At 56.5% G+C, this 23,284-nt stretch carries 17 protein-coding genes; 1 reads left to right on the top strand and 16 read right to left on the bottom strand.

The window, feature by feature from the left end; all coding sequences use genetic code 11:
• Positions 1 to 158: 158 nt before the first annotated feature.
• The 9 genes from WBG04_RS02920 to WBG04_RS02880 form a co-directional block, all read right to left on the bottom strand.
• Entirely contained in the window at positions 159 to 1,946 is a 1,788-nt protein-coding gene (locus WBG04_RS02920; RefSeq protein WP_424312857.1) for a sulfatase-like hydrolase/transferase, read from the bottom strand.
• Between the two features lie 78 nt (positions 1,947 to 2,024).
• Positions 2,025 to 3,809 (bottom strand): arylsulfatase, encoded by a 1,785-nt coding sequence (locus tag WBG04_RS02915; RefSeq protein WP_424312856.1) that lies wholly within the window; start codon positions 3,807 to 3,809, stop codon positions 2,025 to 2,027.
• Between the two features lie 224 nt (positions 3,810 to 4,033).
• Positions 4,034 to 6,253: a fibronectin type III domain-containing protein gene (locus WBG04_RS02910; RefSeq protein ID WP_424312855.1), complete on the bottom strand. Its 2,220-nt coding sequence runs from the start codon at positions 6,251 to 6,253 to the stop codon at positions 4,034 to 4,036.
• 117 nt (positions 6,254 to 6,370) lie between these two features.
• Positions 6,371 to 7,768, bottom strand: coding sequence for an alpha-L-fucosidase (locus WBG04_RS02905; protein ID WP_424312854.1), 1,398 nt, complete (start codon positions 7,766 to 7,768; stop codon positions 6,371 to 6,373).
• A gap of 246 nt (positions 7,769 to 8,014) precedes the next feature.
• Complete coding sequence (locus WBG04_RS02900; RefSeq protein ID WP_424312853.1) at positions 8,015 to 9,376, bottom strand: sulfatase family protein; 1,362 nt, start codon at positions 9,374 to 9,376, stop codon at positions 8,015 to 8,017.
• An 8-nt stretch (positions 9,377 to 9,384) separates the two neighbouring features.
• Positions 9,385 to 10,731, bottom strand: a complete 1,347-nt coding sequence (locus WBG04_RS02895; RefSeq protein ID WP_424312852.1) for a sulfatase family protein — start codon at positions 10,729 to 10,731, stop codon at positions 9,385 to 9,387.
• 177 nt (positions 10,732 to 10,908) lie between these two features.
• Complete coding sequence (locus WBG04_RS02890; protein WP_424312851.1) at positions 10,909 to 11,580, bottom strand: response regulator; 672 nt, start codon at positions 11,578 to 11,580, stop codon at positions 10,909 to 10,911.
• Positions 11,581 to 11,587: 7 nt separating this feature from the next.
• Positions 11,588 to 13,087, bottom strand: coding sequence for a sensor histidine kinase (locus WBG04_RS02885; RefSeq protein ID WP_424312850.1), 1,500 nt, complete (start codon positions 13,085 to 13,087; stop codon positions 11,588 to 11,590).
• Between the two features lie 698 nt (positions 13,088 to 13,785).
• Entirely contained in the window at positions 13,786 to 15,534 is a 1,749-nt protein-coding gene (locus WBG04_RS02880) for an alpha-L-fucosidase (protein WP_424312849.1), read from the bottom strand.
• A 689-nt stretch (positions 15,535 to 16,223) separates the two neighbouring features.
• Here WBG04_RS02880 and WBG04_RS02875 point away from each other — a divergent pair.
• Positions 16,224 to 19,124 (top strand): beta strand repeat-containing protein, encoded by a 2,901-nt coding sequence (locus WBG04_RS02875; RefSeq protein WP_424312848.1) that lies wholly within the window; start codon positions 16,224 to 16,226, stop codon positions 19,122 to 19,124.
• 129 nt (positions 19,125 to 19,253) lie between these two features.
• Here WBG04_RS02875 and WBG04_RS02870 read toward each other — a convergent pair whose 3' ends face one another.
• The 7 genes from WBG04_RS02870 to WBG04_RS02840 form a co-directional block, all read right to left on the bottom strand.
• The gene (locus tag WBG04_RS02870; RefSeq protein ID WP_424312847.1) at positions 19,254 to 19,646 is read right to left on the bottom strand and encodes a hypothetical protein; all 393 of its coding nucleotides are present in this window, start codon (positions 19,644 to 19,646) and stop codon (positions 19,254 to 19,256) included.
• 166 nt (positions 19,647 to 19,812) lie between these two features.
• Entirely contained in the window at positions 19,813 to 19,959 is a 147-nt protein-coding gene (locus tag WBG04_RS02865; RefSeq protein WP_424312846.1) for a hypothetical protein, read from the bottom strand.
• Between the two features lie 26 nt (positions 19,960 to 19,985).
• The gene (locus WBG04_RS02860) at positions 19,986 to 20,519 is read right to left on the bottom strand and encodes an alpha/beta hydrolase fold domain-containing protein (protein WP_424312863.1); all 534 of its coding nucleotides are present in this window, start codon (positions 20,517 to 20,519) and stop codon (positions 19,986 to 19,988) included.
• A gap of 19 nt (positions 20,520 to 20,538) precedes the next feature.
• Positions 20,539 to 20,694 (bottom strand): hypothetical protein, encoded by a 156-nt coding sequence (locus WBG04_RS02855; protein WP_424312864.1) that lies wholly within the window; start codon positions 20,692 to 20,694, stop codon positions 20,539 to 20,541.
• Positions 20,695 to 20,710: 16 nt separating this feature from the next.
• Positions 20,711 to 21,376, bottom strand: a complete 666-nt coding sequence (locus WBG04_RS02850) for a hypothetical protein (protein WP_424312845.1) — start codon at positions 21,374 to 21,376, stop codon at positions 20,711 to 20,713.
• Between the two features lie 5 nt (positions 21,377 to 21,381).
• Positions 21,382 to 22,842 (bottom strand): DUF1501 domain-containing protein, encoded by a 1,461-nt coding sequence (locus WBG04_RS02845; RefSeq protein WP_424312844.1) that lies wholly within the window; start codon positions 22,840 to 22,842, stop codon positions 21,382 to 21,384.
• Between the two features lie 14 nt (positions 22,843 to 22,856).
• The coding region (locus WBG04_RS02840; RefSeq protein ID WP_424312843.1) for a hypothetical protein at positions 22,857 to 23,284 on the bottom strand (428 nt) is incomplete at its 5' end.

Raw genomic sequence — 23,284 nt, 5'->3', positions numbered from 1 at the left:
TAGCCTCCTGTGATTTTTGTTTGGTAGATGAAGCCTGCTTTCAATTGGGAACCTGTGTGCAATGAGAATTTTGCCGGGTGCTGAGTCGTCTGGGAGCTGCCGAATCAAACAGGACCCGATTGCCTTGGGGCCAACTTGGAGTAGCGCGATTATTCTCATCAATTCTCTGCCCAACGATTCATCAATCGCGTGGCAATCCGGCGTGAGAATTCATAAGGGGAATTTTGTGCAGCAGAGATTTCCTGTTTGTAGGCTTTACCTTCATCGCCAAGTTCCTCGATTGCACGGAGAGCATACATTCCGAGAAGGTAGTTCGGGTCGTTGATTTGATGAATCAGCAACTTGAGATACTCCTTGTCTCCGAGTTTGACCAGCGACTGAGCGGCTGCCAATTTGACTGCAGGAGTCTCGTCAGTTAGGAGCTTCTTGAGCACTGTCTTCGCGTCTGGCGTCTTGTTTACACCGAGCCACACAGCCGCCCAGTAACGGGCAGATGGATCCTTGGATTCAGTAAATGCCATCAGTGAATTGGTGTCATTCGCTTCACCCGCTGTGATCACCTCGACTAAAAGTTTTGTCTGCTTATTGTGATTGGTCTTGAGGAATGCGTCGTATTTCGTTCCTGCTTTACGGCCAAGGTCCTCGAGAATTGGTTCCGGGATGAGCCCCATATCCCGTTCTTTCAGCATCCGGCTGTAAGTGAGTTCACGCATCGCCAGCAGTCGGTCTAGGTGGTTTGGGTCGGTGGCCAAGTTGGTCGTCTCGTTCGGATCCTCCTCAAGATCATAGAGTTCTTCAGGAGGCCGATGGCATGCAAATGGGCGCGCCTGCAATTCGTTCAACTTGCCTTTCGCGTTCAGCTCGCGAATTGTCTGAACGATGATTTTTTTATCTTTGTATCGATTCGGCTGTGCGTGCGGTACATGCGACATGAAGTTTCGGATGTATTTGAAACGCTCGTCTCGAACAGCGCGGATGATGTCCACCGTTTCGTCACAGCGATCGCGAGCTGCAAACAAGTGATCGCGCGGCACATGGTCTGCCGCCAGAAAATCGCGGCCACGAACATAATCTGGAATTTCGATACCTGCGAGGGCAAGTGAAGTCGCCGCGATGTCAATGTGTTCAATGATGTCATTTCGCAGACTACCTGCTTTTTGCTTGTCCGGGAGGCTGATGATCAAAGGAATGCGAATGCCCTCCTCATAGAGGAACTGCTTGCCTCGCAGGTGGCTTACTCCGTGATCCGTCCACAGAAAGACCGCAGTTGAATCCAGTCGTCCGGCGGCTTCCAGTGCCGCTAGGATTTGACCAACCTCTTTATCCGTCTGAACCCACGAGTCCAAATACTTCGCCCAATCCTGACGGATTACCGGATGTTCTGGATAGTAGGGCGGGAGTTGCACAGCGGCTGGATCACAATGCCCCGGGGCTTCCCGATTCTTTCCACCGCGAAGCTGAAACTGTGCAAAGATCGGCTGATCGTTCTTCGCTTTCTTCCAACTGGATCCGTCGTAGAGGCCTCTCGGTGGGATGAAGTTATAGTCCGTCTTGCCGTTGTTCGTTACAAAATATCCGGCATCGCGGAAGAGCTCCGGAACGAGTTTCACCGGCACGCGGTAACTCTTGTGATAGGCAGGCCCTCCTTTTCCCTTTCCTCCGGTGTTCTGGCTGCTGTGATTGTGCGCTCCAAGTGTCACCGGATACATCCCACTGATCATTGCTGACCGGCTTGGTGAGCACACGGGGCTGGTGACAAAAGCATGGGTGAAACGGATGCCATCCTCCGCCATCTGATCCATATTTGGCGTTTTAATGGCGGTTTCCCCGTAGCACCCGATGTCTGGAGACGCGTCCTCGATCACGATCCAAACAATATTCATCGGCTTGGCGTGGAGGTGCTGAGCCCATATGATGGTGAGGATGATGCCACGAAGAATGCGCATTTGAAGGTAGTCGGTGAACTTCAGGTCTATCGAGTTCGCTTGGGATGTTTGGCCCTGATGCGTTGGAGTCTCAGATGTTCAAGGCGCAGACGAGACGATGAGGTAGTAGGCACCGGTTTCGTTGCCGTTGGCGGTCTTGAAGACCGGCGCGAGTTGGTGGGAACCTTCGGTCAGATCAACGGTGAAAGTCACGTGGGTTGCGTCCTTGTCGATATCCTTTGTCGCGACATCTTTGCCATCGATCCGGAGAGTTGCCTTAGTGAAGGGGAAGGCTTTGCCCTTATTGTTGCTGAAGGCTTTGCTCGCGCCAGGGACATTCGGCTTGGCGGGAAGACTCGCGGTAATCGGTGCATCGGCTTCTGAGGGCCATCGGCGGAGTTCCAATTTGTAGCTGCCCGACTTGACCACCTTAACGGCCCAATATCCTTCGTGTTTCTTGCCCTTGTTGCCATCGTTCCCGACGCGGATCATTCCTTGATTCCATGGTGGCAGTTGCTCCTGGATCCAGTCGTGGCCGGTGAGCGTCACCTTTGGGGCCTTGTCGTCTCCAAGGTAGATCTCAGTGGTCTGCGAGAAGGTGGGTTCCAGTTCGGTCCACCAGCTTTCGTAGAACTTCCTCATCGTTTCGACCTGCTCAGGATGTTGCGTCGCGACGTTGTTCTTTTGTCCGGGGTCATCATCGATCTCGTAGAGCTCCTTGCCGTTGATGAGGCGCCAGCGCTCGGACATGACAGAGGAGTCCTTCCATTTGATCGGATCACGGACGCGCTGAGAGTCGGTGATGAGAAAGCGGTCTGGCCACTCCGCGGAATCAGCCTCATAGAGAAGCTTCCGGATGGAAACGCCGTCAAACTTCAGGGCGGCGGGGATCTTGTCTGCGCCGCAAAGATCGAGAAGGGTGGGAACGACATCCACAAACCCGGTGAGAGTTTTGACCGACTTCTTTGAATGGAGGCCGCCGGCCGGCCAGCGGATGATGAAGGGGACGCGGTGGCCGCCTTCATAGGCGCTGCCCTTGCTGCCTTTCATGCCCGCGTTGTAGATCCCCTGACCGTAGGCGGTTCCGTTGTCGGTGGTGAAGATGAAGATCGTGTTGTCGGCGATTCCGAGCTCTTCGAGCACCTTTCGGGTGCGGGCGACGTTGTCGTCGATATTGGTGATCATCCCATAGAACGCCTGGTATTTCTTGTCCATGCCCTTGTACATCTCCATATACTTCGGCGGGCAGTGGAGGGGGCCGTGCGGGGCGTTTGTTGAGATATATGCGAAAAACGGCTTCTTTGCCTCGGCGCTCTTGCGGATGAAGTCGATGCCCTGGTCAAAGAAGACGTCCGTGCAGAAACCCTCTGCATCGACGATCTTCCCATTGTGGAAATAGCTGCCGCCAAAGTAGTTGTTGTTCCACAGGTCGGGAGTTTGTCCCACTCCACCGCCTCCGTGGCGAAAAACCTCGTCGAAACCGCGATCCTCCGGACGATAGGGATAGTTGTCACCAAGGTGCCACTTGCCGAACAGGCCGGTCGTGTAACCGTTGTTCTTGAGGAGAGTCGCGATGGTGATCTCGTTCTCGCGGAGCATGGAGCGACCGTTCACGGTGTGCCAGACTCCTGTGCGGTTCGTCCAGTGTCCTGTGAGCAGGCCACAGCGGGTCGGTGAGCAGGTTGGTGCGACGTGGTAGTCGTCCAGGGCAACGGACTCGGAGTGCAGTTTGTCGATGGCCGGAGTCTTGACGTGGGGGTTGCCGTTGTGGGCGAGGTCGCCGTAGCCTTGGTCATCGGTGATGACGAGGACAATGTTGGGCTTTTCTGCCAGGGAAACGAGGGGAGCGAGTACAAAAAGGATCAGAGGCAAGGTGTATTTCATAGGTCGGTGAGGAGGGGCTTATTATGGGTAAGGAGGACCGTGTTGTTACTCCCTTACGCAGGGGGAGGTGAATATCGTTCGAATTCAAAGCATTATCTTAAAAGTAGTGAGAAGAGGTTGCTAAACCTGACCGAGGCGCTGGTCCGTAGACGAAATTCTGGATGGGCGAGCTCATCGGGAAAGGGATGTTGGTGCAGCGCGGATGATTGCATGTTGCTTCCTTCTTACTGTGACTCCACGGTTTTCACCACGCGATAGAAGCGTCTGGAAATCGAAAGCGGTTCGCTCTCGGTTTCCGGGGGGCCCGAATCGGTCCATTGGGCTGAGTTTGACGTTGCCACAATGCCGGGGCTGACAGTCTCCCACTTTCCGGCCAGGGTGTTTGAATATTGAATGAAATAGCGTTTGTTTGGAACCGCAGGAAATCCGATGGTCACGGTATCATCGGCGTTCATATTCACACCGGGCGAGGGATTGCGAACCGAATAGCTGAGGAGATCACTCAACGTTGATGCGTTACCGCTGCTATCGACTGCCTGAATACGAACATTGTAGCTCTGCCGGTTTGTCAACTCGGTGAAGGTGTAGGAGCTTGCGGACGCTGGCACGCCCGTAATGATGGTGCCATCGAGATAGATCCGGTAGAACAGGATCGCTTCATTGTCCGTGCTTGGCGTCCAGTTCAAGCGATGCGTTCCATTGCCTAGATTCGAAATTTTAAGATCGGTCGGCATGCTCGGCGTGGACTGATCCTTGGTGGGAATGCTTGTAGATGTCGTGATGCTGATCTCCGAGGGGTTGCCGGTTGGCCCGGACGTGCTGGATCGTTCAATGAACTCATGGACGGTCGGTGCGTCAGGCAGCCAGAAGTTCAGATTCAGCTTTTCGGAAGCGCTGAATTCGGTCCATTTCTTGATGACGATGTTGTCGTAGTAGGTTCGTCCGTTTGTGCTCGGTAGATCACACTTCACTCCGAAACCCGATGATTCACCCTCCGTGGCAGGCAATTGGAAGTTATTTGCGGTATTGGACGCCGGAGCGCGCAGGTTGATGACTCCTTGTAGCCATTTGTTTTGGTAGTATTTGTTATCGGGCGACTCGTGCGCGAGCAGCAGCGGGTCGATCAGAGCTGAGGACGGGTGCCAGGGATCCACTGGCAGACTCCCGTTCCCGTATGCGGCACTGTAGCAGGTGGTTGTTGAGCTGTAGTGTGTGCTCCTCCGGTCGGTGCCCTCATACAGATCGGCCCAGGAAGCGTAGTAGAGCATGGGAACGCCAGGAATGGCCAAGGGGGCGAACATACTGCTCCCGAAGGTGTAAGTGGTGGAAACGTCCAATATCACCGCGAGCACCTTGTCCCTGTTACTGCCGCTGGCGGCGTAGCCGGCTGCGGCCCGCCCGCCCCGTGACAAACCGTTGAGAATCGCACCCGCATCAACGAGTTCGGGATGTCCGGTCTCTGCGGCAAGCGCCTGTCTCAGGGCATCCGACGGCGCCCAGCTCCAGAAAAGCGGATCCCCACCATCTGAGTCGCCGCAGCTGAGAATGGCAAAGCCGTTGTCATGCATCAACTTGCACATGTTCCCGTCTGTGACCCTAAGATTGAGGCTGCCGTCGGCATTTCTCTTCAGGGTCTTGGTGGCGACGTCCATCTGGACCTCGAAATTCGGATGGAGAGACTGCGTGAGCAGATGGATTCCCCGCACCGGCAAATCGCCGGAAACGCCGGATGGTATGAGCAAGCCGGCCTCCTTGCACCCTTGCCTCATTCTGCCGTTGCCGGACTGGTCGACCCATGGCAAAACCCACTCCTTCCATTTCCTGCCCCACTTGACGACCTCCCTGGGGCCACCGCCATTCGATAGCTGTGGGGATCCAGGCGTTTGGCCGGTGGACACGAAGGATAGCGAGTCGATGAGAAGACCGTCCTCTCTCTGTGCGATCTGAAAAGTCATCGCTCCGCCGCTAGAAGTGAATTGTGGAACGGACTCGGCGACGGTCACCTGATTCGAGAGTCTTATCCAAGTCCATACTCCATTCACGATCTGGCTGCCCTCGGGACTCAGGTAGGTATTCTTGGATTGGTCGAGGTTGTTCACTTCGACCCAATCGCTATCCGTATTGATGTTCTTTGAGCCGAATCCATTGCCGACAAACAGGCTGTCATCCTGTCCACCGTCAGGGCCGACTTGGATTCGAGCATAGAGATCGTAGGTACCTTGCGGAAGGTCGAGTTGGTAAGTGGCTATACTCTCCACGCTATTAGGAGAGCCACCTGTTTGCGCTGCCAGGGGCTTGAGATAGGTGGCCCCCAAAGCAAGCGGGTCGGTAGTCTCGGCATAGTTTGCCCCGGAAGTTCCGCTTTCGGCCTCAAAGGTGGTGATTCCAGCGGCAGCGCTTGAAATCGATAGCACTCCTGATATGAGCGTGTTTAGAGCATTCATGAGGGGCTTTTGAGAGGTCGCGGTGGGTTGTCCGGGATGGTAAAATGGTGACTCTGGCAGGCATCCGGGTTGCCGGGGTCAATCGGTGCTCGTTCTGGCAGAGCGACCGTTCTTCCGCTACCGCCCGTCGATCGAGAGCTTCTCTTTCTTGGGTTTGGGTGCGTTTTTCTTTGGAGTCACACGGTGAATCTTCAAGCCATCGCGATACTGAATCCGGACCACCAACGGACCTTCGCTCTGAGGAAGCGAGCTGAGATCGATTTCGACACCTTTTTCAAGATTTCGTGCCGGGAGCGGATCCCCTTGGTAGGACTTCACCGACATGGTTCCCGGAGTGATCGCCTCGAAGGCAAGTTTGCCACTTTCCGGCCGATCGAAGATAAATGCGAACAGTTCACCTTGTTGGGCGGTTGAACCCTTCTTCCGGGAGACCCGACCCCATGCCGGGGTGGGGATTTCCACGAATTCACTATCGTAAACGGACTCTTCGTGACCGCTGATCCAGTTTCCCATCGCCTTGAGCCGGTCGGTGGCCTCTTGCTGCCAGGTACCATCGGGCATGGGGCCCACGTTCAGCAATAAATTGCCACCCTTTGTATTGATATCGATCAGCTTCTCGATCAAGTCCTCCTTGCTTTTCCAGGTCTTGTCAGCCTTTTTGTAGCCCCATGTCTTGTTGATCGTCCAACAAGCCTCCCAATAGTGGTCCAGCGCTCCGCCCGGCGTGTTCTGCTCCGGTGTTCCGAAATCCTTTTTGAACTCGTGGCGCTTCGAGACCCGGTTGTTGATCACCAGCTTTGGATCCAGCTCCCGGAGATAGTTGTAGAGATCCGCACCGTCCTCAAGGGTCCACCAAGGCACCCAATCCCCATCGAACCACATGACCGCAGGCTGATAGTTATCGATCAGTTCCTTCAGTTGCTTCTTCATGTAATCGACATACGCTTCCTTGTCGTTGATCCCGGGACGGGAACTGGCAATCCTAGCGCGCTGCGAGGGGTGGTGCCAATCGATGATCGAGTAGTAGGTGCCGAACTTGATCCCGTATTTGTCGCATGCCGCCTTGAGCTCCGCCAGGATATCGCGGTCGAAGCTTGTCGCCTCACCGAGATCGTATTCGGTGTAGTCGCTGTCCCACAGGCAGAAGCCTTCATGGTGTTTGGTGGTGATCACCATATAGGTCATCCCTGCTTCTTTGGCGGTCTTGACCCATTCATCGGCGTCAAGTTTCTCCGGATTGAATTGGGCGGCCAGCGGGTAATACTTGTCGCTCGGGATTTTCGAATTGGCTTGAATCCATTCGGCGTAGGCGCGGGTCGCCTTGCCCTGCCACTCGCCGCCGAGGACGCTGTAGACTCCATAGTGGATGAACAGGCCGAACTGGGCGTCGTTGAACCATTGCATCCGCTGCCCAAATTCGGAATCGGTTTCCGGCTTGATTTCGGCGGCTATGGCAAAGCTCGCTCCGATGCACGCACCAATGATCAGTCCTTTGATGGTGTTGTTTGTTTTCATTCAGAGGCTTATAGATGAATGGATTTCACTGCGGTTGGTTTTTGAGGTTCAAGGAGTTGATAGCTCGACCGGGAATCTGCTCGAGGTTAACCCAAGGGGAGGATTCGAATATCCTCATTTCGTAGGATATACAGCAGGTTTTGGCCTGCGCTGGCTCACCAAGAAGGCGCCGGACCATCCTGGGTTTCCGGACTCCCTCAATCCGTCCCGGTAAAACGAGACCCGCAGTAAGAGTGCGCGTGCGGACTATTTCTCCTGCCAGACGGGTCTTGCGTTGGTGGTGATCTCGGTATCGAGCTCCCGCATGCGGGCGTTGAGCTGGTTGACCTTTTCGGGTTCTTTTGAGGCGAGATTCTTCATTTCTTCCACATCGTTGGCGAGGTTGAAGAGACTGGTCTCTTTAACGCCGCGGACTCCTTTAGTGAGCAACTTCCAATCGCCCTGACGAAAGCCCTGGAGGACACCGTGTGCGGAGTAATAGATGAATTCGGTGCGGCCTTTCTTGGGGGTGCCGGTGATGGTGGACGAAAGGTCGATGCCGTCGATTATCCGGTCGGCCGGCAGCTCGGTGCCGAGGATGGCCGCGACGGAGGGAAGCAGATCCATGGAGGATACAAGTTCACCCGTCTCGGTGCCGGCGGGGATGCGGCCGGGCGCCCAGATGATGCAAGGGACACGCTGGCCGCCCTCGAAAGGGCTCGCCTTGGCCCCACGGAGGGGGAAGGCGCTTCCACCGAAGTTCCGTGAGTTAGGGGCGGGGCCGTTGTCGCTGGTGACGATGACGAAGGTGTCATCAGCGAGGCCGAGCTCGCGGACAGTTTTCATCATGCGGCCGATCTCGGTGTCCAGATGCTCGATGACGCAGGTGTAGGCGTTTTTCACGTCTGGATTCCTTGCCTCGTCCGGCACGAAGAGGGGGACGTGGGGCATGGTGTGGGCTAGATATAGGAAGAAGGGCTTATCCTTGTTTTCCGTGATGAAGCTGATGGCGCGGTCCGTATAGCGGCTCGTGATGGTGCGTTGGTCAACGGGGAGTTCGATGATTTCGGTTCCCTCCATTAGGGGGACGTTGAATTTCTTCGTCCATTTCGCCGGGTCCGTCCAGATCTTGTCGGCGAAGGGATTGTCGCTGAAGGAGTGATCCGGGTGGTTCATGTTGTTCGAGTAGGGGATGCCGAAGTAGCTGTCGAAGCCATGCGCTGTGGGCAGTACGGCCGGGCGGTGGCCGAGGTGCCATTTCCCGATGCAGGCCGTGACATAGCCGAGGGATTTGAAAAGCCGGGGAATGGTGAATTCCTTGGGGTTCAGACCGTAGTCATTGGCAGGGAAGATGACGTGCTTGTGGAGGCCGACGCGCTTCGGGTAGCAGCCGGTGAGCAGGGCGGCGCGTGAGGGAGAGCAGACAGAGCTCGGGACCATGAAGCTGGTGAACTTCCTTCCTTCGGTGGCAAGGCGGTCGATGTTCGGCGTCTTGATTTTCTCGGAGCCGAAGCAGCCGAGGTCGTTGTAGCCTTGGTCATCGGTGAAGATAATGATGAAATTCGGCTTGCCGGCAATGACGGGAAGGGATGCGAGAATGCCCAGCAGGGTGATGAGGATAGGTTTCATGGCAATTCTCAGCCGCCCTTGGTCCAGACGGGGCGTGCGCCGGCGGTGACCTCCGCATCGAGTTCTTTCATTCGTGCAGTGAGGTCGGCGATCATTTCAGGATGAGTTTTGGCGAGATTTTTCCTTTCGCGGATGTCTTCGGCCAAGTTGAAAAGCATGAGGCCGTCGCGTGTGGTTTTGCGGAGTTTCCAATCGCCCTTGCGGATGCCCTCCAAATCGCCTTGCGGTCCATAGTAGAGGAATTCGGTGCGCGAGGGGCCGTCCTCTGCGGTCAGAAGGTGGGAAAGGTCCATGCCATCGATGAGATTTTCATCGGGCAGGGCTTCTCCGCTGAGTGAGGCGAGGGAGGGAAGCAGGTCGATGGTGGTAATCAGGTTGTTTGTGGAGGTTCCAGCGGGCACGCGGCCGGGTGCCCAGACGATGAGGGGGACACGCTGTCCGCCCTCGAAGCTCGCGCCCTTGCCGCCACGCAGTGGCAGGGCGAGGCCGCCATGGTGGCCGAGGTGGATGGCGGGGCCGTTGTCACTAGTGAAGATGATCCATGTTCTTTCGGAGAGGCCGAGAGAACGGATCTCATCGACGAGGCGGCCGATTTCCTTGTCCAGGTGCTCGACGACGGCCTTGTAGGCGTTCTTCGGGTCGGGGTCAGTGGCGTCCTCTGGAACGAAGAGAGGGACGTGAGGCATGGAGTGAGGCAGGTAGAGGAAGAAGGGTTTAGCTTTGTTCTCTCTAACAAAGTCGATGGCCTTGTCGGTGTAGCGGCGGGTGATGGTGCGTTGGTTGACCGGGAGCTCGATGATCTCCTCGTTTTTGATCAGGGGGGTATTCCATTTTTTTACCCACTCGTCTTGATGGAGCCAGCTTTCGTCAGCAATCCGATCCACCCGGTTTGAGTTATCCGGGTGGTTCATGTCGTTCGAGTAGGGGATGCCGTAGTAGTAGTCGAAGCCGTTGGCTCTTGGCAGGACCTCCGGGAGGTGACCTAGATGCCATTTCCCGATGCAGGCGGTGGCGTAGTCGAGGGACTTGAAATAATCAGCGATGGTAAATTCCGCCGGATTCAGGCCGATCTTGGAGAGCGGAAAGAGGACTCCCTTCTGGAGACCGACGCGCTTCGGGTAACAAGCGGTGAGAAGCCCGGCCCGGGAAGGGGAGCAGAGGGAACTCGGGACCAGGCAGTCGGTGAATTTCCGGCCCTCTGTGGCGAGGCGGTCGAGATTCGGGGTTTTGATGGTTCCCGATCCGTAGCAACCAAGGTCGCCGTAGCCGAGGTCGTCGGCGAGGATGACGATAAAGTTTTCCGCGGCGCGGAGTGAGGGGACGAGAAAGGCGAGGGAGAGCAGTAGGATTTTCATTGCTGGGACAGCTTTCGATTCGAGAGGAACGAAGATTGTCCTTTCATCGAAGGGGTTGATGTTGTGCGGGGATTTCGACGCCGGCGACCATGGCGGGGACTTCTCCGTTGTCCTGGCAGGACATGTCCGGCTCGCTCGGATATTTGGATTGTTTTCCACTCTGTTACCGTGCGGTGATCAATTCATCCCATCGAGCGGCAGGATACCCAACTGAAAGGCTTTGGCGATGGCGGCGGGAGCGTTCGGCGCGTGGAGCTTGCTGTAGATGTGTGTGACATGTGAGACGACCGTGGTGAGGCTAATTCCAAGCTTGTCGGCGATTTCCTTTTTCACGCAACCTTCGGCAAGCAATGACAGGACTTCCAATTCCCGCTTCGTGAGCAGTTGATCGATTTCACTCGGCGGCATCTTGTTCTTCAGCGTGGTCAGGACGAACTTCGCGAGTTTGGAATCCAGTGATGCCCCTCCGTCCATGACAGTACGAATGCCTTCTGTGAGTTGTTTCACCGTTGATGATTTCAGAAGGTAGCCGTTGGCACCGAGCATGATCGCCTGAAGCAGGTCGTCTTCCCGATCTGACTGGGTGAGGATGATGATCCTGGCTTCTGGGAACTCGGTGCTGAAACAAGGGATTGCCTCCAAACCGTTCATCCCGGGCAGATGCAGATCGAGCAGAATGACGTCCGGTTCCTTTCGATCCTCACAACCCCGCATGCTGCGCAGGGCCCGCTCGGAGGTTCCGAACTGGCCGACGATTTCCATGTCGGGCTCCTTGTTCAGGGCGAATTCGACGATGTCCCGGTATTCCGGGTGGTCTTCGACCATCATGATGCGGATTTTTCGATTCATCGGATTATTATTTTCTTTTGATCCCCCATATGCGGGTACGAAGATTCAGTTCGATGTGAGTTCCGCCTTCCGGAGGGCTGCCGACCTTGACGGTAGCTCCCAGCAATTTCGACCTGCGCTTGAGAGAGGAAGGCACTTTCTTTTTCTCCGATGTATCTAATCCGCGGCCGTTGTCACTGATCTTTAAATGAATTTCCTTGGCGGTGGCCTTGAGTTCGGTGGTATACTTGGATGCTCCAGAGTGACGACTAATGTTGATCAGGCATTCCTTATAAAATAGAAACAGATCGGCGCGGGTTCTCGGAGCGAGTGCTTTGATGTGCTCCTCCCCTTCGATTAAAATCTCGTGTTCGAGTCTCGCCATGATCCGGTTGGATGCCCTCTGCATTTCCGCAAGGATGTCTTGGTAGAGTTCCTTGGCCGCCAACATGTTGCTGCAGTGCCTTACTGCGATGCTGGATCGATCAGTTTCCGAGCGGATTCGCCTGGAGAGTGTATCAATTTCTTCCGGCGAATCGCGCGCACCTGAAATGAGGTCGCCTAACAGACCAATGGTGTGAAGATTGGCTCCCAGTTCGTCATGGAGGTCAGCTGCGAGGCGTACCCGAATTCGGGCGATTTGACGCATGCGAATGATTCGATCGATGAGAATGGTGAAAACGATTCCGACGGCGAGAAAGGCTACCAGCCAGCCCAATTTATCCAAATTGGCTCTTTGGCGGGAATAGCGACGATCTAATTCAGCAATGATCATGGGACGCTCCACTTCCAAATCGTGACGTTTGGCGAGTTGGTTCAGCCAATTTCTTGTAGCTAGGATTTCACCATAGAGATTACGACCATCTGTCAACGCCGCAAACAATCGAGGAGGACCGCCCGCTGGAAAATCTGCCTCAAATGTTCTACCGTATGCTACATTCCGGCCATCGGCAAAGAACTCAATCTCCGCGGCACCGAACTGGGTGCCCGTGATTCGCGGATGCCTAAAGATGTAAGGATCGGAGGCGGTCAGCCTAACATAGCGGCAGGCGATTGCGGGGAAGCGCCGCATGATGATCGCTCCCTTATCATAAATCGAATCCAAGCGAATCTGGACCATTGGTTTTGCATCCGAAAAATCCGATTGATTAGCTCCTTCCAGCAAGATCTTTCCAGGCACACCGAAGTCATCGGGGATTGCCTGAGGGACGGTGTCGCTAAGATCGATGGCATGATAATGAATGCGATCCAGTTGCTCGACCTCACCGAGGTCCATCGTGAGGAACGGTGTGTTCCCAATTCCGATTTGGCTCACAAATGCGACGCTCTGCTCGCCGCTTGCGGCGTCCATCAGGTAGGGCACAAAACCATCCACTAGGAATTTTTTGTTCCAACCCGGCCCACTGGTAGCTTTAGTTGAGGAGACGTCTACTGGTTGCCTAAGTGCGATATTCTCTTCGCCGCTGAAAACGAGGATCTCGGAAAGCTGGAGGGTGTATAGTCCGTCCCAAGCACGGGGTGACATCATAATCGTCTCCACCCGCACCCAGGATGCGATCGTTCCCGTGCATGGGACCACAAGTGGGGCAATCCGCGGCAACAGGTTGTCGGAGGAATCAAATGTAGCCAGAACCTTTCCAGAGGGGTGCCCGCGGGTGCCGACAAGGATTCGAAACTCGACCGGGAAGCCATCGGCTCGGAATCCCGTCTTGGTGTCGCGCCAGAGGCTCGGGATTAGGACGATCTGGTCAATGGTTTCCTCGTTTCCGAGTTCGATCTGAATCGATTCCTTTTCAGTGGGAGATTCGTGGGTATCAGAGCGGTAGCCTACCGGGCCGACACCACTTAGCAGGCTGAGCGAGGCAAGTTGGTCGAGTTCGCTGTCCACGGCAGCCAGCCGCTGTTTCAAGCCCGGCAACGAGCGCGTCTGAATCCCGTCCTCGGGATCCTCCGAGGCTGCAATCACCGGCATCGTAGCCACCAGGAGGATGAATGCCGCGAGTTTCCGGACTGGGTTCATTATTCTGAAGCTTGCGGGATCTACGGGATGCCCGGGGTTGGGAAAGGCCTTCGCGTGCCTAAGCTTCAGTGCTGTGGTGATTGGCGTCAATCCATTGGAGGGCTCGGCAGGTTTGGTGGGCTTGAATCGATGGGCTGAAGATATTTTGGCGGCGGCTGGCCCGTAGGAGATGCATGGTGAGGGCCATCGACATTGGGTGGGCTTGTTCAGTTCGAGCTGACCTTGTCCTCTGGTGATGGGCTGGTCGGGATGGCGGTGAACGTGATGGACTTCAAGCTGGCCGTCTTGGGATCTCCTTCGATGCAGCTGGCGTTCACCTTGTATTTTCCGGGCTTGGGGAAATTCAGCCAACCGATTTGGAATTTCTGGTAGTTGTGCGAGGCGTTCTGTTGGTTCTGAATGGTCTCACCACCTTGGATGCCGACCCTCCAAACCAGACGCGGTTCGCCTGCGTAGGTGAGGTCGACCTGATAGTTGCCCGGCTTGAGGATGTTCACTTCCCAAGTGGCGGCACCGTCGGTCTCCCAATCGGAGATCTGGGTACAGTGTTTCCACTCACCGAACTTCTCCATCCACTTCCTAGACTTCTTGCTCGCTCCCTTGACGACGGCGAACTCCGAAAGGATCTCGGTGGTGGTATCCGGGTCGACTCCGAAGCAGGGATCCGCCTCGGGCTTGCCCTCGAGGTCCACCTGGATCACGGAGATGAGTTTATCGGGCGCTGCGGCCGGAACGGTGAAACAGGTCCAGCCGTTCTCCACCCGGTAATCGAGTGTTTCAGAATCGGTGCCCATCAGTAGCCTAGCGGACTTGATGTCGGTTTTGAGCCCAGGTAAGTAGAGTTCGCCGGAGGCAGGCCACTTGGATACGGAGAGGAACAGCGTGTTGTTTTTCACCGTGACGTCACCCCATGGCAGGGCGTGCTCCCACGGCGAGGCGTCGGTACCATAGACGACCTGGGGGTAGCGGTGAATCCAGTCGCCCGCCATGCGCAGCGTAGCCGCGGCGTTCTCAGGAACCGACCCGTCGCCGCGCGGTCCGATGTTGAGCATGTAGGTGCCGCCCCGCGCCACCGTGGCGATCAGGCGTTCGAGAATGAGCTTGGGAGCCTTCCAGTTCTGGTCGTACCAGGCATAGGCCCAGGAATCGTTTGTGGTGTCGACGGTTTCCCATAGACCTTCCTCATTGGCAGCCGGGACCTCCATATCGCCGAGCGACTGATAGTCTCCAAGGCCGTGGCCGGCGCGACCGCAGATCATGGCATTGGGCTGGTTTTTGCGCACTACGGCCACAAGTTCCTCGACGTAATTCTTGGGCATGTTGCCTGGCGTGTCGAACCAGACAATTTCAATCGGTCCGTATTCGCTGGTAATCTCCTTCACCTGCGGCAGACACTTTTCAGCAAAGTAGTCGTCGAAGTTGGCGGGATTGCCCCCTGCGTCCCTTTTTGGTCCACCGTTGCCGCCCGGGAAGGTCCAGTCCTGGTTGTGCGAATAGTAGAAGCCGAAGCCGATACCCACTTCCTTGCACGCCTTGGCGAGGTCCTTCATCGGGTCGTGCTTGTATGGTGTGGCTTTGACCACGTTGAAGTCATTCGACTTCGAGTCGTACATCGCGAAGCCATCGTGGTGCTTGCTGGTGATGACGATGTATTTCATGCCGGCATCCTTGGCGAGCTGCGCGATTGCCTTGGCGTCGAACTTGGAGGGATTGAAGGTTTTGGCTAGCGCCTTGTACTCGGGAATGGGGATTCCGGCCATTCGAGGGTTCATGATCCATTCACCAATACCATAGTAGGTCTCCCCTTCGACCTTGTTGGCCAGTTGGGAATAGAGTCCCCAGTGAATGAACATCGCATAGTTTCCTTCTTCAAAGAGCTGGCCGCGTTCTGCATCCGCGGCACGCAGTTTGACGACGGATTCGCCCCACATTTCGTCCATCTCCTGCGCGAGCATGGGAGAGTATAAGCCCAGAGCGGCCAGTATCAATATGCAGCGCTTCGGGGATTGTCGGTTCATCGTCAGTTTCATGATTCTTGAGAAATGGCAGGGCGACCGGGATCTCCCGGTGCTACTCCGGCCTTTAGGGTGCAGGTTGTGGATACCCCTTGCCTATCCTCATTTTTGAGGATGCAGGTAAGGCGGAGGGGTTTGCGGATTGTCTGACGGACTGGCGGGCAGCCTACTGAGGAATTTGGTGGATCCTGCTTCAAGAGAGAGCGAGCCACCCGGTTTGACTGGCGCAGAATTGGTCGGATCCCTCCCGGGACGCTCCCATCCGCCAGCCGGAAGTCGGCAGAAGCCTTTTGGTTTGCCATTCAAAACCGCACTGCTCAGGGGTATCGGAGGTTTTCCTCTGGATCCCGGGTATCCGAATGATTCCGGAACCTCCTACAAAATGAGGATATCCTAATCCAAAGTCGCTGGGGTAGCTTGTGCTACGCAAGGCGATAAGCGCCACAAATTGACTTCGTTTGATTCCTCAGAAATCCCATGTGAACACTGGAGTAGCCAGAGCATGCGAGGAGACTCCTGAAAGTCCGGCTCCGACCCGCTAAAGAAGCGACCTCATGAAAATCTCTTTTCCCCAGTAGTCCGGGGAAGCAACGGTTGAACCAAACCCTGAAATGAAAAAAAATCCAAATTTGCAAAAAACTATTGGCTCCTTGCTGCTGACCGCGCTGTTACCGGTGGCTTCGTTGCATGCGGCCAATGTTATCTACAATGGTGATGGGGTTGACCCGGCCCTGTGGGAAGACGGGGACAACTGGAATGCTGATAGCGTGCCCGGATTCGCGGATAGAGCCTTTTTCAGTGTTAACGGCGCAACACTCATTGTTTCTGACAGCCGCGAAGTCATAGACGTGCTCATGGGAACGGGTGTCGGAATTAGCACTACGCTGAACATTAGTACCGGAGGCACATTGACATCGAGTGGACGCATCGATGTAGGTCAGCGAAACAACACAACTACTTTCAATGTAAGTGGAGGCACATTCTCAACCACTTCCATGAAGATTCAGGCGAATGCTGTCGTCAATGTAGATGACGCCTCAAGCTCTCTCACTGTCAACTCAGCCGCTTCAAACGGGACATCGGGTGCCATTGAGCGTACGGCGAATGGCCCCAGCAACACAAGTGCCGCAGGTGGATCAATAAATGTAACTGCGGGCACTTTTACTCTCAATGACGCAGACGCCGGAGCTACAGGAGAGATCAAACTCTTCAGTACGAACAATACGGCAGCAGAAGTGAACCTGACAGGCGGCGCGATGGAGGTGACGGGCTTGGGTGGCACATCCGACACGGTGACGCTGAATGGAAATATTAATGTCAGCAATAACGCAACATTGGAAGCTCTGGGCGGTTCGGTATTGGGGGCAGGGTCTGGTGGGGGAGTATTGTCGATCACGGGTGATACTGCGACCGTGACTCTCGACAATCTTGACGTCGGCTCGTCGGAGTGGGAGGTCGAATTCACAGTGGGTGCAGCCGGTGTCACCCCAATCACCGGATCAGGATCGGCTGACCTGGGTCTCCTCAGTCTGACCGTCGACGGATCATCCTACACGGGAGGACCAGGTGTGGTTGATTTGTTGACCTATAATGATTTCACGACAGGTATTGATCCGGGGAACGTTACCCTGACAGGATTTGCGGGAACGGAAGGTATCAACTATTACTTCGAGCAGGACGCTGTTGCTGGTTTCGCAAGGGTGGTGATCGTGAGCATTCCGCTGCCACCAATTGTTTGGGATGCAAGTACCGACTCGGACTGGACCAACCCGGATTCGACCAGCTGGAGTGGCGAGACCTACGACGATGGTGACGGTGTCGTTTTTCCCACTGCGGGAGCCGGCCCTGTCAATATCGCCAGCACCGTTTCCCCCGGCAGTGTCCTGGTGGACTCCTCCAACGACTATACCTTCTCGGGTTCCGATATCAGTGGTTTGACCGGGCTCACCATGGAAGGCGGGGGCATTCTCGCGCTCGCCAGTGCGAACACCTACACGGGAACCACCGAAATCAACGGGAGTGGCATCCTTCAGGCGGATGCAGCCGATGTGGCCGCCAGCTCAGGCGCGCTGGGCAATGGCGGAGCCATTTCGTTTGGCGGCGGCACGCTCCAGTACACCGCCAACAGCGCGGCAACCGACTACAGTCCGCGCATCCAGGACAGCGGTGGCACCATGAGCTTTGATACCAACGGTCAGGATGTAACGCTGGCCAGTCTACTTGCCGATTCCAACACCGGCGGCCTGACCAAATTCGGATCCGGAAAACTAACGGTCGAGTTTGATTCGTTGTACACTGGTCTCACCAAGGTTGATGGAGGGACTCTCACTCTGCTGAACGACACAGGCCTCAAGACTTGGGGAGCAGGGAATTTTGAAATCAATAGCGGATCCACGCTTGAGATTGTTGCTTCCGGACAATCTACGGTGTTCCAAGCTAGGACGTTTACCTTCGACTCCGGCGGCGGAGGGACCATCAACCTGAGTGGAAACAATATTTTCCAGACCACCAGCACGATCGCGACCACCGGCGGTTCGACCAACACAGTCAGCGGATCCGGCTATAACATGCAGAACATCAGGACGATTAAATACGTCGTTGCTGTTGGCGATGACGATGTGGATCTTGAGGTCTCGGCGAATCATGATCGTGGCTCGATCATCAAGGAGGGCGCTGGCACAATTTCTCTTACGAATACATCCAACAACCTGCTGGACTCCAACGCCGTCACGATCTCTTCCGGAGCTCTCGAAATCGCTGGAGCCGGGAGGCTTACCTTTGGGAGCAACGGCAGTAACATCAACAACGACGGCGTCTTCGAATACAAGAGCAGTGCTAACCAGACGCTTAACGGGGACGTCTCCGGCAGTGGAGACCTCGTGAAGTCGTCAACCGGCGCACTGATCCTGAATGGCACCAACAGCTACACCGGCACCACACAGGTGAATGAAGGCTGCCTGGTCTTGGGCCAGGCAGCGGCCAGCCCCGATAACGGATTGACCACCAGCGTCGCCGCAGGTGCCGGCTTTGGATTCGATCCGGCTGGACTCTCGGATGTCGAGATCAAGACCATTGTCGACAACGTGACCTGGGATGTCGACTCGGATCTCGTCTTCACGGTGGACGCCCCGGACTCGGTAGCCGTGTCTGCGGACCTGAGTGGATTCGACGGCAGCACCATCGTGCTTAAGGGTGACGGCACCTTGAACTTGAGCGGAGCTACCCTGCCTCTCGGTGTCATCTTTGAAACTCCGGACGGCGGCACCATCATCGGTATTGGCTCAGGGGATATTGTGATCGACAGCATTACCACCGGGCCGGGAACGAATCCGGGCACCAAGATGGTGACCCTCGCCTTCACCTCCGCCGGGAATGTGGATGCCTACGCCTCCGACACCTTGCTGGCCACCTCATGGTCGCTCGTCGCCTCCGATATATCGAGTTCGCCTGCCGTCGTGGAGGACAATGTGGCTGCCGATGCTCGATTCTACGTCCTCGTGCCGGCTGGAAGCGGGAATCCCTATCCATAAACCTTGTTCCGGAGTTAATGGGTTTTCTCCGGACTCATGGAGCTGGCAGCCTGTATCGGGTTGCCGGCTCTTTGCGTGGTGGGCTTCGGATTTCCCCGTGCCCTCGCGGCGTGACTTCCGGAGGCCGGTTCAGTTCTCGGTGGCGAGAACTGCCTTTTGCCTGTCCCTGGCCTCCTTCGAAGCCTTCTTCTCTGGCTGGCTCAGGGCGCCGTCACCATCCTTGTCCCAGGTCGCCACGAAAATCGCCATTGCTTCGTCCTTGTCGATCTCGCCGTTTTGGTTGAGGTCGTATTTCCGGATCAGAAATTTCCTTCGTTCCTGCATCGCGGTGATGATGGCCTCATTCTGAGCGGCACGCTCGGTTCGACCTACGGCCCCATCCTTGTTGGTGTCGAATTTCTCGACCAGTTCATAGGGGAGTGGCTTGAGCGGTGGCCGCTCCTGAGAAGGTTCGGGCTCCTGCGCGAGGGCGATGGCAGTGAGACCGACTAGGGCAAGAGGAGAGAGGGATATCGGGTTCATGGTTCTTCGGATGAGTTGGTTTTGGTCTGAAAAGTGATCGCATGGTGCGGGTTGTCTTCCAGCATCGGAGCATCCTGATCGAATTGGACCAAGACTCCACTCATTTCGTTGGATTTGCGGCAGGGATTCGTGCTTCGCATGGATTCTAGCGGTGCCGGAGAAGGAACTACAACGTTTGCTCCACGATTTCTTCGGTAGTGGGGCTGGTGGGTCCTGTGGGGTTCTTGTGCCAGTTATGAGCGCCGCCTGTGACGATCTCCACGGCCACCCTGGCGCCCTTCTTGTCCGCCAGGCCTGCGGAAGAAATTCGCATGGCGTACACTAACGGCCCTGTCCTCGTCACCATTGAGGAGGAGAAGCGGTGGGGAGTCTTCCTTTAACCATGTCGACGGGCTCATCTGTTCCAAGAGCAGTGCGCATATCGTCGTTCACTCCGGGCTTCACGACTCTCGCCACGGTTCCGGCAGGGGCGTTCTGGTGATCGCCAGGTTTCTCATAGAGCTCTTCCCACTGCACGCTGGTAAAGCCATGCCAAGAGCACCCCGCCTTCATTGTATAAGGCTGTGCCTGCAGCGCTGGGTCGCCCGGTAGTTCGCCGGGAGGCATCAGGGCCACTAGCAGGGCGAGGTGTCCGCCGGCCGAGTCCCCCATGGCGAGAAATCGATCCGCCGCAAGGCCCAGTTCATCCGCGTACTTCGCCAGATAACGGTCAGCGTCCTTGCAATCTTCGATACATTGCGGCACGAAGACCGTGCCACCTTGCTCGAAGAGCCGGCAGTCGACTGCGGCAACTGCGAATCCCTCAGATGTGAGCCTTTTGAACAGGGAGGCAAAGCCCCCCGTGCCGCGCTTTGCTTGTCGCCCGCTGCCCAGCCTCCGCCGTGGGTGTAAATCAGCACCGGAGCCGGCCCGCTCCGTTTGGCAGTAGGATGATGCGTTTTGCGAAGACTTCTCTGCATGGCAAGGCTTCGTCTGCCATCGCGACACCACCGGTCCACGCCAGGCTCATCTGCCAGGCAAGGATTCGAGTCGTCATGTTTCGTTTCATGGGATGATGTTTGTTGTCAATCGACCTCGAAGCTGCGATTGGCGGGATAGAGCAAATCGTCCCCGGTGTACATGCGCATGTCGGCGCCAGCGGAGCGGATCTCCATCTCCTGCGAGGAGATCGCATGAAAAAAGTAGGGGGTGCCCCACCTGTCGACCAACTCGCCGTCACCGTTGATCGATGGATGGTTTTTCGCCAGCGGTCGGGCTTGGCCGTTGCCGGATGTGGTCAACTGCTGGGTGATATCCAGGTTATTGCCGATGGGCATGACTTTTCCGTGGGTCTCGGCGAAGTATTTCAGCATGGTGAAGATCTGAAACAGGTCGTCTTCCTGATTGGTCGGTTCCGACCCGAGGAAACCGGACATTGGGGCGGCGAAGTCCTCCTCGAAGGCCTTCACCGCGACTTCCGTATAGGCGCGCGACTCGGCTGCGAGATCCCTCGGGCCGAGGTCCGGGCTGGTAGTCCGCCGGGCAGGAGAAGGATAGAAAGTATCCTGAACGGGATCATCCACCGGCACCGCTGCCGACGCTTCCGCAGAGGCCGTCTTCGATACGGGTGCTTCAGGTGGAGAGGTTGCGGAATCCGGTGGTGGTTTGGAGTCACGGTTGCCGAACCCGATCATAGCCACGATCGCGGCCATCAGGCAGAGCGCCAGAAGCAGGCAGAGACGCTTTGACATTGGGATCAGATTGCTTTCATGAACGGCAGGGCCGCATCGCTGCCGCTGTAGAACTCGCCGATGTTAGGCAGGACGGAAGGCATGTCGGATGGGCTCACACCGAACCAGTGAGCCAGGGTCTGGAAATACTGATCTACCGAAGTCGTGGGAATCAGTCTTCCCCGCCCGGTGTCGAGGGGGTTCCCGGCACCGAGGGAAAGGTTGGGGAAGTTGCCGTGGATGATGCCGCCGTTGACCGCTCCGCCCGTGATGATCTGGTTGCCGCCCCATCCGTGGTCTGAGCCACCCGAGTTCGAGCCCAGGGAACGCCCGAAGTCCGAGGAGGTAAAGGTGGTGACATTGTCCTGCATGCCGAGTTCCGTCATCAGGGAATCGAAGTAGCCGAGACAGCGGCTGAGCTGGTTCATAAGCTCGGCGTGTCGCGGGAGGACGTTGCTGTGGGTGTCATAGCCGCCGAGCTTGACGAAAAAAGTCTGCCTCCGCATGCCGAGTTCGTTGTGTGCGGCGATGGTCCGGGCGATTTCCTCCAATTGCTTGCATGCCGAGGAAACCGCTCCGAAGGTCTCGCCGTTTTCCCCGACCCGGCTTGCGTCCAGGACCGGGAAGGGCGTCGTGAACGTCCTCTGTCCCACGGCGCTCTTGAAGTCTTCGTGGACGTCGATGGCTTCCTTGCTGATGGAGGCGAACGACTTTTCGAAGAGATTCACATAGTTTTGGTCGAGCTGGCTGTTGACCGCGCCACCCAGCATCGCGAACTTGCCGGTCTGTGTGAGGATGTCCGATCTGCCGATGCTGCCACTGCTGGTGATCTGATACTGCGTGGTATTCGCACCGTTCTGCCAGATGTTGTTCCCGCCGAGGGAAATGTTCATCGAATAGTTGGCATTCTGGCCGGGATCGTCTCTCAGGAGGTCGGCAATCCTGCCGCTCCATCCATAGCGGCTGGCATTGTCAGACACGGAGGTCTGCCACTGCTGCTGCTGGTCAGAGTGCGAGAACAGGCCACGGGGGAGGTTCACCTTTCCTGAAAAATCGTCGATATCGGTTCCGGCCTTGGTGAGCGTTCCGACGTTCGCAAGAAACGAGAGGCGCTCCGAATCGAACAGATCAGCGACTTCCGGCATCGCGGAGTGCACCCCCCACCATTGCTGGATGCCGTCCCGATAAAGATTGATGATCTCATTTGCGGCCGGGTCCCAGGAAAGCGCCAGATCTGAGCGCGATGCGGTGTAATCGGCATAGCGGGTAGGATTCCTTGGGATGAGCGTGTTGAAGGAATCGTTCCCCCCTGCGAGGAATATGCAGACCAATGCCTTGTAGTCGCCCGCCTCCGCTCCTTGTGCCGCCGCGATGTTCGCCAGCTTCAGGTTGAGCAGGGTGGAGATCAGCGGTGTTGCGGAGATTCCGGCGCAGCTTGCATGCCCGAGAAAGGAGCGGCGGGAGATTTCTGATGGTTTGGATTTCATTGCTTGGGCTCTCGCTATTTCTGAATTGCGCTGGAGGGTGAGACCGAGAAGAGGTAGACGGCTGCGACGACGAGATCGTCACGGGTCACCTGCGGTTCGTTCTTCAGTTCGTCGAGAGCGGCCGCGATGACGGCCAGGTTCTCGGTGCTCATCGTGTTGTGGGTGAGCAGGAGGTTCAGATGGGTGATCAGCTCCTGAGTGTGGACTTCCGAGAGGGGGCCGGATGGGGGAACCAGCTTCGCCTTGAGCTCATCATATTCCCATTTGACCTGGGTGTCTGAGTCCCATCTGCCGTCGGCCGGCAGCTTCTTGTTGGGCAGGATACTGTAGAAGAAGTTCGGCAGTTTGTTGGCCAGGACGCTGTCCAGGATCTGGAACTCCGGCGCGACAAGGCTCGCGTTGGTCGTGAACGAATCGAGCGCGTTTGGCCTGTAGTCGGGGC

This window comes from Haloferula sp. (genome assembly GCF_049672945.1).
Classification (GTDB): Bacteria; Verrucomicrobiota; Verrucomicrobiia; order Verrucomicrobiales; family Akkermansiaceae; genus Haloferula.
The sequence above is the reverse complement of the archived record's forward strand: the minus strand, read 5'-3'. Positions and strand labels throughout refer to the sequence as shown.